This window comes from Actinoplanes sp. NPDC049668 (assembly GCF_044465445.1).
In the GTDB taxonomy this organism is placed as follows: Bacteria; Actinomycetota; Actinomycetes; order Mycobacteriales; family Micromonosporaceae; genus Actinoplanes.
This window is the reverse complement of record NZ_JBITLR010000001.1, coordinates 1,123,601-1,135,412: the sequence shown is the minus strand read 5'-3', so window position 1 is coordinate 1,135,412 and position 11,812 is coordinate 1,123,601. Positions and strand designations below refer to the sequence as shown.

The window sequence follows — 11,812 nt, the reverse complement described above, 5'->3', positions numbered from 1 at the left end:
AGGATCGCGGACATGACCGGGACACTCATCACAGTCGCGCCCACCGGCGCGGAGAGCACTAAGGCAGCCGTACCCGCGCTGCCGGTGACGATCGACGAGCTCGTGGCCACCGCCAAGGAGTGCGAGGCGCTCGGCGCCTCGATCGTGCACGTCCACATCCGCGACGACGCGGGCGAGCCCAGCCTGGACCAGGGCCGGCTGCGCGCGACGGTGGCCGCGCTGAGGCAGGCGACGGACCTGATCATTCAGCTCTCCTCGGGCGGCGCCGTGACCGACCCGGAGGCCGACCGGCTGGCCGTGCTCGACGCCGGCCCGGAGATGGCGTCCTGCACGATGGGCACCGTCAACTTCGGCGACGGCGTGTTCATGAACCGCTGGGACTTCATCGTCGACCTGCACACCCGGATGCAGGAGCGGGGCATCGTGCCGGAGTACGAGATCTTCGACCTGGGTCAGCTGACCACCCTGCAGCGCCTGCTCGGCAAGCACGGGCTTCCGTTCGGCGGCCATGTGCACGTCGACCTGGTGATGGGCGTGCCCGGCGGCATGCCCGGCACCGCCGCGGCGCTGGTCGCGTGCGAGCAGGCGATCCGCGACCTGCCCGCGGGCACCACGTTCTCGGCCACCGGCATCGGGCGCAGCACGATCCCGGTCATGCTCGCCTCGCTGTCCGCGGGCGGGCACCTGCGGGTCGGCATGGAGGACACCATCACGTACGGCAAGGGCCAGCCGGTCGAGTCGAACATGCAGCTGGTGGCCCGGGCGTTCGGCTTCGCGCAGCTCGCGCAGCGGCCGCCGCTGATCACCACCGAGGCCCGCGAGCTGCTCGGGGTGCCGGCCCGATGATCCTGGCGGAGGTGGTGCGCTCGGGCTTCGTCGAGTCGGTGCACCACGGCTCGGTGGTGGTGCTCGACGCGGCCGGGCAGGTGGTCGCGTCGGCCGGCGAGGTGGCCGGCCCGATGTTCCCCCGCTCCTCCAACAAGCCGTTCCAGACGGTGGGGATGCTGCGGGCCGGGCTGCGTACCGCCGACTCGGCCGATCTCGCGCTGATCAGCGGCAGCCACTTCGGCGAGCCGTTCCACGTCGCCCGGGTTCGCGAGATCCTGAGCGCCGCCGGCCTGGACGAGGGCGCGCTGCGCTGCCCGGACTCGCTGCCGCTGTCGGAGAACGAGCGGGACATCGTGCTGCGCGACGGCCGCGGCCCCGAGCGGATCCTGATGAACTGCTCCGGCAAGCACGCCGGGATGCTGGCCACCTGCGTGGCGAACGGGTGGCCGCTGGACGACTACCGGAGCCCGAAGCATCCGCTGCAGGTGGCGATCGCCGCCGCGGTGACCGACCTGGTCGGCGAGCCGATCGCCGCGACCGGGGTCGACGGCTGCGGCGCGCCGGTGTTCGGGTTCTCGCTGACCGCCCTGGCCCGCGGGTTCCAGCGGCTGGTGCAGGCACCGCCCTCGTCGTTCGAGCGGCTGGTCGCGGACGCGATGCGCGCGGACCCGGAGCTGGTCGCGGGCACCGGCGAGGACGACACCCGGCTGATGCGGGGGGTGCCCGGCCTGCTGGCCAAGGGCGGCGCCGAGGGCGTGGTCGCGGTGGCGGTCGAGGGCACCGGCGCGGTCGCCATCAAGATCGAGGACGGCGCCATGCGGGCCCGGATGCCGATCCTGGTGTCCGCGCTGCGCCGGCTCGGCGTCGCGGCGCCGATCCTGGACGACCTGGCCACGGTGCCGGTGCTCGGCGGCGGCGTACGGATCGGCGAGGTCCGCGCGGCCTGGTGACACGACTCACGCTAGCTCCTGCAAGCAAGTGCTTGCAGGAGCTAGCACCGCGGGCTACCTTCGAATGCATGGCCACGCCAAAGGACCTGCCTCAGGACATCGGTGGATTCATCCGTGACCTGCGGCAGACCGCGAAGATCTCGCTGCGGCAGCTCGCCGAACGGGCGGGCGTGAGCAACCCGTACCTCAGCCAGATCGAGCGTGGCCTGCGCAAGCCCAGCGCCGAGGTGCTGCAGCAACTGGCCAGCGCGCTGCGGGTGTCGACACCCGCGATGTACCTGCGTGCCGGCCTGCTCGACGGGGAGGGCCAGCAGGGCGTGCTGGCCGCCATCGCGGTCGATCCCGACCTGACGATCGCCCAGAAGCAGTCGTTGTCGCAGATCTACGAGACGTTCCGAAACGAGACCGCCCGGCAGGCGCCCACGACTCCAGACGTGGCCGTCGCCGAGGACGGTGCAGCTCCCCCACCTAGCACCACCCAGCCCGAGGAGAGTAATTAAGTGACCACCGAGCAGACCAAGACCCGTATCCCCTCGCCGCTCTACGCCGCCGCCGGCGCCGGTGACCTGGCCTACCAGCAGCTCCGCAAGCTGCCGGCGGTCATCACCGACCTCAGCGACCGCGCCGCCGCCTCGCTGAAGGTCGCGAACGACACGGCGAGCACCAAGGCCGCCTCGCTCAAGACGACGGCCACCAGCACCGACTTCGACAAGCTGCGCGAGACCGCCACCGCGAGCGCCGTCGCGTTCGCCGCGGCCGCGCAGGAGCGTGCCGTCGCCGTCTACACCTCGCTTGTCGCGCACGGCGAGCGCGTGGTCGGCACCGGCGTCGTCGAGGCCGCCGAGGTGGTCAACGCCGACATGGTGACCACGGTGGAGCCGAAGGCCGTCGAGGCCGCCGCCGCCGAGTCCGCGCCGAAGCCGCGCAAGCGCGCGACCCGCCCGGCCGGCAAGTAACCACGGAAACTCTTTGATCAGCGGGCCTCGGCGTCAGCCGGGGCCCGCGGCATAGACTGGCGGTCATGGCCTACAGCGCGACACCCATCTTCTACGACGACGTCGCGGGTCTCATCGCCCTCGCCGTCTCGATCCTGTCGTTGGTCGTGCAGGCTGTCGCGCTCATCCACTGCGTGACCCAGCGCGGCGACGGTTTCCAGGCGATCGGCACCCTGCCCAAGGGTGCCTGGCTGGCCATCCTCGCCGTCTGCATCATCCTGACGCTGCTCGGCGTCGGCGGTGGTGCCACCGGCCTGTTCGGCCTCATCGGCGTGGCCGCCGCGCTGATCTACCTGCTCGACGTCCGGCCCGGCCTGCGTGACCTCTCGGACGGCAAGGGCTTCTGGTGAAGGGTCTCCGCTGGCCGCCGCCTCCCGACGGCGGCCCGCGGAATCCCGGCCCCGGCCCGAGCGCGCCGCGGGGCGGCCGGCCGACCCTGCCGTCGCCGCCGACCGAGCTGATCGAGGCCCGGCCCGGCGTACGCCTGGAGCAGCTGGTCACGGGCGTCGGTGAGCCGGTCACGGTCTTCGCGCACGGGCTGGCCGGCGACATCTCCGGCACCCGCCCGCTCGGCAGCGGCGTCACCGGCCGGCGGGTCTTCTTCCACTTCGCCGGGCACGGCCGCTCGGACGCGCCGCCCGGACCGTGGAGCTTCGCCGATCTCGCCGACGACCTGCGGGCCGTCGCCGACCGGTCCGGCGCCACCCGGGCGCTCGGCGTCAGCATGGGCGCCGGCGCGCTGTGCCGGCTGCTCGCGGACACGCCCGGGCGCTTCGAACGGATCGTGCTCTATCTGCCCGCGCCGCTGGACGGCGTGCGGCCGCCGCAGGCCGAGGCGCGGCTGACCCGTCTGCTCGCCGCGATCGAGTCGGGCGAGGCCGCGCTGGTCGCGGAGGCCGTCGAGCCCGAGCTGCCGCCGTCGGTGCGTAACACGCCGACGGGGTGGAGCTATCTGCGGCAGCGGGTCGAGCAGTTGCTGACCGACGGGCTCGCGCCCGAGCTGGACACCCTGTGGCGGGCGCCCGCGGTGCCGGACACCTCGGCGCTGACGGCGTTCCGGGGCCGGGCGCTGGTGATCGGGTGCGTGGGGGACGACGTGCATCCCGCGCCCGTCGCCGAGCGGCTCGCCGGGCTGTTGCCCGACGCCGAGCTGCACGTCTACGACCGGCCGGCGGTGCTCTGGACCAAGCGCAAGGAGCTGCGCGAACGCGTCTCCGCCTTCCTGAACGCGGCCTGATCGCGACGCCGCGCGGGACCGGGACATCCCCGATCAAGTGGGTAGATCGCCCGAGCCGTAACTTTTCGGGCACTGAAACGGTGTTCATGACGTGCCGCTTTCCCCCAAATCCATCTTTTTCGGCCTGGTGACCCTCGGGCTTCCGTTCGCCGTCACGGTCGGCTGGACGCTCGGCTCGCCGGCACCCGCAGCGCCGGTGCTGAGCGCGCCCGGCGGCGCCGGCGGAATCGGCCACGCGCCCGAGCGGGCCGCGAGGCCGGCGTCCGAGTCGAACGCCGCGTTGCCGTCGCCGCCCGCCACCACGCCGGTCGCCGTGGAATCGTCCCTGGCCGTCGCGGACCGGGCCGCGGTCGCGGTGCCGAGCGCCGCCGCACCGTCCACCGTGGTCGCCGGATCGCCCTCGCCGACCTTTACGCTGTTGAATCCCCCGGTGCCGACCCCGACCATGGTCATCCCCCCGCCGAGCCCGTCCGCGACGGCGCCGAGCGCGAGCACCGACCCGGAGGCCTCCGGCCCTGCCGAGCCGAACCTGGCCCAGGGGTCCTAAGCTCCCGGACCGTGGGGAGTAATTCGAACCAACTGCGGTCCGTTGCCGAACAGGGAGCCGCCGCGACCGGCGGCGCCGTGCGGGAGTTCGCCGCCGGCGCGGGCCTGCTCGGCCGCGGCCTGCTCCTGGTCCTGCGCAGCCCGAAGATCCTCGGCCTGGGCCTGCTCCCGGCGCTGATCGCCGGCCTGCTGTACGCGGCCGCGCTGGCCGCCCTGATCGCGTACGTCGACGACCTGTCCGCGACGGTCACCTGGTTCGCCGACGACTGGTCGGAGGTCAGCCGCAACCTGACCCGGGTGCTGGCCGGCGTGGCCCTGATCGGGCTCGGCGGTCTGTTCGGCGTGCTCACCTTCACCGCCGTCACGCTGCTGATCGGCGACCCGTTCTACGAGAAGATCTCCGGTCTGGTCGAGGCCCGTTACGGCGGCGTGCCGGACGAGGTCGAGGTGTCCCTCGGCCGCTCGCTGGCCCGCAGCCTGGTGGACTCGCTGCGCCTGATCGGGCTGTCCATCCTCTTCGGCATCCCGCTGTTCGTGGCCGGCTTCATCCCGGTGGTCGGACAGACCGTGGTCCCGGTGATCGGCGCAACGATCGGCGGCTGGCTGCTCGCGGTCGAGCTGACCGGCGTGCCGTTCCAGCGGCGCGGTCAGCGCCTGCGCCACCGCCGGGCCGCGCTGCGCGGCAACCGCCCGCTCGCCCTCGGCTTCGGGGTGGCCGTCTTCGCCTGCTTCCTGATCCCGCTGGGCGCGGTGCTGGTGATGCCGGCCGCCGTGGTGGGCGGCACCCTGCTCGCCCGCCGCTCCCTCGGACTACCCATCGAGATCACGACGGTGCGGTCCCTCTAGGCCGCGTCTCGTGGATCGCGTCGTCCGAGGATCCCCGGGTCACCACCGAGACCACCATCGGGACCCCTTCCGGCGGCGCCTCGAATGCCGGCTTGAGCCAGCGATCCGGGCCCTCCCGGACGATCAGCGCACCCGCGTCGAAAGCGGCCCCGAAGGCCGGGGCGACGAGCGCCGAGAACTGGAAGTCACCCCGGTACGAGCCGAGCGGCAGCGGCGCCTCGGCGCGCACCGATCCTTCCTCAGGGCTGGTGAAGAGGTCCGTGCGCGGGCCGGCGGCGACGGTCAGCACACCCTCCTTGTAGGCCCAGCTCTGCGGTGCGGGTGACCAGCGCAGCGGGAACGGCAGTTCAGGCACGCGGATCTCCATGCCGACCGTTCGCTCCGCAGGAAAGCGCCACCGCCCTCAGCGTGCTCTCCGTCCCGCCGTGGACCTCGATGGTGCGCTCGCCGAAGCTCCCGGCCACGCCTCCCAGAACCGTGGCCGGCAGACGCCGAGCAGCTCGCCGGTGCGGTGCGCGAGGGGCTCGCGATACTCCTCAGCGCCGGGGTCGGTCAGCGTGCCGAAGTAGCTGAAGATCACCGCGCACATGGCCCACACACGGACGCGCCGGAGACCCCCCGTGGTGCGAGGGCCTCCGGCGAGGCGGTTCCGTGCGGTGGATCAGGATCCGCGAAGGATCAGGTTGCCGCTGTCCGCGGCTTTAGCCCGCTGGCGTTTCGTTCAAACCCAAACCACGCAGGACGTTATCGCGGTTCGCGTTTCCGCGCAGCGCGGTCAAGGAATTCAAGCGGCCCAGCAAAGTCGTGGAAGATGCGGGGCATTTCAAGTCTTGAATCGCCGACAAGGTCTTTTCAAAACGTTGGATGCGGCTTTCGAGGTCCGTTCCACTCGGAAGGTTCGCATTCTTGAGCGCTACCTGCGCGTTCACTTGGGCTTGAGTGGGCGGGCAGCGACCGGGAACGTTTACCCCGGTAGGGCCCACGCGGTCGGCCGTCGCGTTCGGATTGCCCGGGCTGAAACCCAGCGCCGGCACCAAAGCGTTGATGTCACCGGAGCTGGCTCCGGCGTTCCCCGTCGCTCCACTCGAGGCCGCGTCACCGGATCCTGCGGCGGCGGCTTTATCCGCTGGCGTTTCGTTCAAACCCAAACCACGCAGGACGTTATCGCGGTTCGCGTTTCCGCGCAGCGCGGTCAAGGAATTCAAGCGGCCCAGCAAAGTCGTGGAAGATGCGGGGCATTTCAAGTCTTGAATCGCCGACAAGGTCTTTTCAAAACGTTGGATGCGGCTTTCGAGGTCCGTTCCACTCGGAAGGTTCGCATTCTTGAGCGCTACCTGCGCGTTCACTTGGGCTTGAGTGGGCGGGCAGCGACCGGGAACGTTTACCCCGGTAGGGCCCACGCGGTCGGCCGTCGCGTTCGGATTGCCCGGGCTGAAACCCAGCGCCGGCACCAAAGCGTTGATGTCACCGGAGCCGGCTCCGGACTCGGCGGCCTGGCTCATCCCCGTGCCGACTGCGAGCGCCGAGCCGAGCAGCGCTGCGGCGGCACCTGCGATCACCAGCTTCCGGGTCCGTCCGCTGATCTTGCTCCTCCGGTACATGCACCGCTCCTTCGCCCTAGGTCCAGCTGTTCGTTGCAGCACCGATAGTTACGAGAAGCGACGGGCGGAGGGTTCAGGAAACTTACCTTAAATATATTTATGGTTGTAGTGACTCCGGAGCGTGAAGACGCGGCATCGTGCGGCCGACGTCGGCCGGCACCCGTTCGCGAGCGGCACGGTCCACGCCGCCGGCCGGCCGACGAGCACCGCCGGCCACCCGTGCAGCGGCGCGCTTGCTCGAGGAGATCCACGAGACACGGCCTAGGCGGAGGCCCGGACCACCAGTTCGGTGGGGAGGACGACGGCGTCCGGCTCCGACGGTCGCTCGTTGACCAGGCCCAGCATCTGCCGCGCCATGGTCCGGCCCATGTCGACTATCGGCTGGCGGACCGTGGTCAGCGGCGGGTCGCTGAGCCTGCTGATCTCGAAGTCGTCGAAGCCGACCACCGCGACGTCCTCCGGCACCCGGCGGCCCGCGTCCTTGAGCGCCTGCAGTGCGCCGTGGGCCATCATGTCGGAGGCCACGAAGACCGCGTCCAGGCCCGGGTCGTCGGCGAGCAGCTGGCGCATCGCGCGCAGGCCGGACTCGCGGGTGAAGTCGCCGACGGCGACGTGCTCGGGCAGCCCCGCCTCGCGCAGCGTGTCCTGGTAGCCGGTCAGCCGGTCTATCCCGGCGATCATGTCCTGCGGGCCGGCGATGGTGGCGATCCTGCGCCGCCCGGTACCCAGCAGATGCCGGACCGCCTTGCCGACGCCGCCGACGTGGTCCACGTCGACGTACGGGACCGGCAGCTCGGCCGGGGTCATCGGGCGGCCGCTGCAGACCACCGGGATGCCGAGCCGGGCGAGCGCGCCGGGCAGCGGGTCGGCGCCGTGCATCGAGGCGAACATGACGCCGTCGACGTGGCCCGCCATCGCGTACCGCTCGACCCGGTCGTGGCTGGCCGCGGAGCCCGCCATCATCAGCACCAGCTGCTTGTCCGCCGCGTCGAGCTCCATGCTCACGCCGCGGATCACCGCGGGGAAGAACAGGTCGTCGGAGAAGACCCGGTTCGCCGTCTCCGGCAGGATCAGCGCGATCGACTCGGTGCGCTGCGTGACCAGGCTGCGCGCGGCCTGGTTGGGCACGTAGCCCAGCTCCTCGACGGCCTGGTTCACCGCGTCACGGATCGCCACGGCGACCGTGGTCGACCCGTTGACGACGCGGGAGACGGTCGCCCTCGAGACACCGGCCCGCCTGGCCACGGCCTCCAGAGTCGGTCGCTCCCGCGTCACCATCAGCTCACTCCCCGATCCGGCCCCGGTCGGTGAGACCGTTTCGCCGGATCACCTCCTGGTACCACCGCGCGCTGTCCTTCGGCACCCGCTGCTGCGTGGTGTAGTCCACGTGCACGAGACCGAATCGCTTGGCGTACCCCTCGGCCCATTCGAAATTGTCCATCAACGACCACGCGAAGTATCCCCGAAGGTCAACGCCGTGGGAAATGGCATCCAAGCACGCGCGCAGATGCCCGTCGAGGTACTCGATGCGGTCGGTGTCGTGCACCTCGCCGTCCTCGGACGGCCCGTCGGAGTACGACGCGCCGTTCTCGGTGATCATCATCGGCGTGCCGGGGTAGTCGCGGTGGATCCGGTCCAGCAGCCGGGTCAGCGCGGCCGGCTCGATCTGCCAGCCGATGTCGGTGACCGGGCCGACCGGCTCGCGGAACGCGACGCCCTCGGTGCCCGGCGCGTCCAGCGCGGCCGGCGTGCCGGGCTTCGCCGAGACGTACGTCGGCGTGTAGAAGTTGACGCCCAGCACGTCGATGGGCGCGTTGATGATCTCCTCGTCGCCGTCCTGGATGAACGACAGGTCGACGAACCGGGCCATGTGCTCGCGCATGTCGTCCGGGTACCGCCCGCGCAGCAGCGGGTCGAGGAAGATCCGGTTGTTGAGGCCGTCGACGATGCGGGCGGCCTCGAGGTCGGCGGAGTTCTCCGGGTCGAGCGGCAGGACCGAGGCCGGGTTCAGCGTGATGCTGACGCTCTGCGCACCGGCCGAGCGCAGGGCGCGGGCGGCCAGGCCGTGGCCGAGCAGCAGATGGTGCACGGCCTTGAAGACCGCGGCCGGGTTCCGGACGCCCGGCGCGTGGCGGCCGCTGCCGTAGCCCAGGTACGCCGAGCACCACGGCTCGTTCAGCGTGGTCCAGGTGCGCACCCGGTCGCCGAGGCGGGCGTGCACGATCTGGGCGTACTCGGCGAAGGCCTCGGCGGTGGCGCGGGCCGTCCAGCCGCCGCGGTCCTCGAGGCTCTGCGGCAGGTCCCAGTGGTACAGCGTGACGACCGGGTCGATGCCCTTGCCGATCAGCTCGTCCGTGAGCCGGTCGTAGAAGTCCAGTCCGCGGGTGTTGACCGGACCGGTGCCGTCGGGCTGAATGCGCGGCCAGGCGATCGAGTACCGGTACGAGGCCAGCCCGAGGCCGGCCATCATCGCGACGTCCTCGACGTAGCGGTGGTAGTGGTCGCACGCCACGTCGCCGGTGTGCCCGGCGTACACCCGGTCCGGCGTGCGGCTGAACGTGTCCCAGATGGACGGCCCGCGGCCGTCCTCGTTTACCGCGCCCTCGATCTGGTAAGACGCCGTCGCGGCGCCCCAGATGAAGCCGTCCGGGAACCGCGCCCCCGATGCCAGTGGTCTGTCGCTCGACTCCACCGAGACGGTTGCCGTCATCCTTCACCGCTCCCTGCGTGATCCGCCGCCGCCGTGCCGGGCCGCGCCGACCGGCTTGATCAGCGGCGGGACTGTGGCGGGCGGCCGGAAACGACCGCCCTTAACCGGTACAGCGTAGAGCCAATCCTCTTCTCGGGAGCCATCCGAAAGTTGCGGAACGCGGTCCGGATTATGGGACGCCTCAACCGGCCCTGAGCGGGCTGAACAGGCGTGGGTCGCCGGTCAGGTGCAGATTGTCCGGATCGATCCGTCCCATAAGCGCCAGCAGCACGTCGCTCGCGGTGCCGGAGGCCTCCGCGCGGGGGTGGTGATCGTCGGAATCCAGGATCGTTCCGGTGTCCAGCAGCGCGATGCCCGCGCCGCGCAACCGGACGAACCACTCGTAGCTCGCGTCAGTGGCGATAAGGTGCACTACGCCGTACAGATCGGTGGGGCCCTTGCGGCGGCCGGCCGGCAGCCAGGTGTCGATCACCTCGTTGACGCCGTCCGCGGCGAGCTTCGTCTCGATCGGGACGGCGCGACCGGCCGCGGCCTCGGCGTCCCAGCGGTGCACCGAGATCTCGTGCGCCATCCGGCGCTGCCAGAAGCCGGCCTTGCGCGCCTGCGCCGGCCAGGTCCAGGACGGGTGGTCGGGGTCGAGCGCGTCGAGCGTCTCGATCGTTCCGGTCATCTCCCGGCGCAGCTGGTCGAGGGCCGCGGGCCAATCGGGCCGGGGATCGGGGATGACCGGATCGGCGGGCCGGTCGATCACGCCGCGCGGCGTCAGCTCGCGCACCCAGTGCAGGGTGGTGGTGACATGCTCGACCAGGTCGGCCACCGTCCAACCCGGACACGAGGGCACCGCGGCCTCGGGCCCGGTCTCGGCGACCGCGTCCTGGAACGCGGGCCCGTCCGCGCGCAGGGCGGCGAGCCAGAAGTCCTTCGTCGCGTGCAGCCTGTTCATCAGCCTTCTCCCACTCGAGGAGGACCACCGGATTCCACCCGTGGCCCCGCGGCCTAGGGTGAACGTCGTGCCTGACGTTAGTGCTGACCACCCAACCGCCGCACCCACAGCGCATGCCAGTTCGCTGGGGGCGTACACGACGCTACGCCTCGGCGGGCCCGCGGGCGCCCTGGCCGTGCTGTCCGAAACGGATGAAGTGGTGGCAACCGTACGGGCAGCCGCTGGCTCGGGGCAATCCGTGCTCGTCCTCGCCGGCGGGAGCAACGTCGTGATCGGGGACGCGGGATTCCCCGGAACCGTGCTGCTGCTGCGTACCCGCGGGGTGCGCGTGGTCGACCGGAGCTCGCGCGGCGTGCTCGTGCGGGTCGCCGCCGGGGAGCCGTGGGACGAGTTCGTCGCGGACACGATCGAGCGGGGCCTCTCGGGCCTCGAGGCGCTGTCCGGCATCCCCGGCTCGGCCGGCGCGACCCCGATCCAGAACGTGGGCGCCTACGGCCAGGAGGTCGCGCACACGATCGAGGCGGTGCACGTCTACGACCGGCACGCGGACGAGGTGCGGGCGCTCTCGCTGCCGGAATGCGGTTTTGCCTACCGGTCGAGCATTTTCAAGCACAGCGACCGCTGGGTCGTGCTCGAGGTCGACTTCCGCCTCGAGGCCGCCCGGCAGTCGGCCCCGGTCCGGTACGCCGAACTGGCACGTCAACTGGGCGTCGAGGTCGGCGACCGGGCGGGCGTGTCGCAGGTCCGCGAGACGGTGCTGAAGCTGCGCGCGGGCAAAGGCATGGTGCTCGACCCCGAGGACCCGGACACCCGGTCGGTCGGCTCGTTCTTCACCAACCCGGTGCTGTCGGCGCAGGAGTGGGTCGCGGTGCAGGACCGGCTCGCCGACGCGGGCGCGGCGCCGAGCTGGCCGGCGCCGAACGGGACGGTCAAGGTCCCGGCCGCGTGGCTGATCGAGAAGGCGGGCTTCGGCAAGGGCTACGCCGGCGCCGGCGGGGTGGCGATCTCCTCGAAGCACACGCTCGCGCTGACCCACCGCGGCGGCGGCACGACGACGGCGCTGCTCGACCTGGCCCGGGAGATCCGCGACGGCGTGCGGGACCGGTTCGGCGTCGTCCTGCATCCCGAACCGGTCCTGGTGAACTGCGTCCTCTAG

General features: G+C 71.6%; 13 protein-coding genes and 1 pseudogene. 9 read left to right on the top strand and 5 right to left on the bottom strand.

Going from position 1 to position 11,812, the window contains the following annotated elements:
* The first annotated feature begins 12 nt into the window (after positions 1-12).
* The 8 genes and pseudogenes from ACIBSW_RS05320 (at position 13) to ACIBSW_RS05285 (ending at position 5,402) form a co-directional block, all read left to right on the top strand.
* The gene (locus ACIBSW_RS05320; protein ID WP_354724117.1) at positions 13-846 is read left to right on the top strand and encodes a 3-keto-5-aminohexanoate cleavage protein; all 834 of its coding nucleotides are present in this window, start codon (positions 13-15) and stop codon (positions 844-846) included.
* Positions 843-1,778, top strand: a complete 936-nt coding sequence (locus ACIBSW_RS05315) for an asparaginase (protein WP_354724119.1) — start codon at positions 843-845, stop codon at positions 1,776-1,778. Before ACIBSW_RS05320 ends, ACIBSW_RS05315 begins: the two co-directional genes overlap by 4 nt.
* Before the next feature lie 68 nt (positions 1,779-1,846).
* Positions 1,847-2,260: pseudogene (locus ACIBSW_RS05310) on the top strand (helix-turn-helix domain-containing protein); the annotation flags it as partial.
* A gap of 18 nt (positions 2,261-2,278) precedes the next feature.
* Positions 2,279-2,734, top strand: coding sequence for a hypothetical protein (locus ACIBSW_RS05305; protein ID WP_354724121.1), 456 nt, complete (start codon positions 2,279-2,281; stop codon positions 2,732-2,734).
* Positions 2,735-2,799: 65 nt separating this feature from the next.
* Entirely contained in the window at positions 2,800-3,123 is a 324-nt protein-coding gene (locus ACIBSW_RS05300; protein WP_184988518.1) for a DUF2516 family protein, read from the top strand.
* Positions 3,120-4,010, top strand: a complete 891-nt coding sequence (locus ACIBSW_RS05295; protein ID WP_354724123.1) for an alpha/beta fold hydrolase — start codon at positions 3,120-3,122, stop codon at positions 4,008-4,010. Before ACIBSW_RS05300 ends, ACIBSW_RS05295 begins: the two co-directional genes overlap by 4 nt.
* Before the next feature lie 127 nt (positions 4,011-4,137).
* Positions 4,138-4,557 (top strand): hypothetical protein, encoded by a 420-nt coding sequence (locus tag ACIBSW_RS05290; RefSeq protein ID WP_354724125.1) that lies wholly within the window; start codon positions 4,138-4,140, stop codon positions 4,555-4,557.
* A gap of 11 nt (positions 4,558-4,568) precedes the next feature.
* A complete protein-coding gene (locus tag ACIBSW_RS05285) occupies positions 4,569-5,402 on the top strand; it encodes an EI24 domain-containing protein (protein ID WP_404799223.1) in 834 nt (277 codons plus the stop codon).
* Here the strand turns inward: ACIBSW_RS05285 and ACIBSW_RS05280 are convergent.
* The 5 genes from ACIBSW_RS05280 to ACIBSW_RS05260 form a co-directional block, all read right to left on the bottom strand.
* The gene (locus tag ACIBSW_RS05280; protein ID WP_354724127.1) at positions 5,380-5,757 is read right to left on the bottom strand and encodes a DUF1349 domain-containing protein; all 378 of its coding nucleotides are present in this window, start codon (positions 5,755-5,757) and stop codon (positions 5,380-5,382) included. The two genes, ACIBSW_RS05285 and ACIBSW_RS05280, sit on opposite strands and share 23 nt — an antisense overlap.
* A 346-nt stretch (positions 5,758-6,103) precedes the next feature.
* Positions 6,104-7,003, bottom strand: a complete 900-nt coding sequence (locus ACIBSW_RS05275; RefSeq protein ID WP_354724129.1) for a hypothetical protein — start codon at positions 7,001-7,003, stop codon at positions 6,104-6,106.
* Between the two features lie 261 nt (positions 7,004-7,264).
* Positions 7,265-8,281, bottom strand: a complete 1,017-nt coding sequence (locus ACIBSW_RS05270) for a LacI family DNA-binding transcriptional regulator (protein WP_354724131.1) — start codon at positions 8,279-8,281, stop codon at positions 7,265-7,267.
* A gap of 4 nt (positions 8,282-8,285) precedes the next feature.
* Entirely contained in the window at positions 8,286-9,713 is a 1,428-nt protein-coding gene (locus tag ACIBSW_RS05265; protein WP_354724133.1) for a GH1 family beta-glucosidase, read from the bottom strand.
* Between the two features lie 181 nt (positions 9,714-9,894).
* On the bottom strand, positions 9,895-10,656 hold the full coding sequence (locus tag ACIBSW_RS05260) for a maleylpyruvate isomerase family mycothiol-dependent enzyme (protein ID WP_354724135.1): 762 nt from the start codon (positions 10,654-10,656) through the stop codon (positions 9,895-9,897).
* Between the two features lie 58 nt (positions 10,657-10,714).
* Between ACIBSW_RS05260 and ACIBSW_RS05255 the strand changes: the two genes are divergently transcribed.
* Positions 10,715-11,812, top strand: coding sequence for a UDP-N-acetylmuramate dehydrogenase (locus ACIBSW_RS05255; RefSeq protein ID WP_354724137.1), 1,098 nt, complete (start codon positions 10,715-10,717; stop codon positions 11,810-11,812).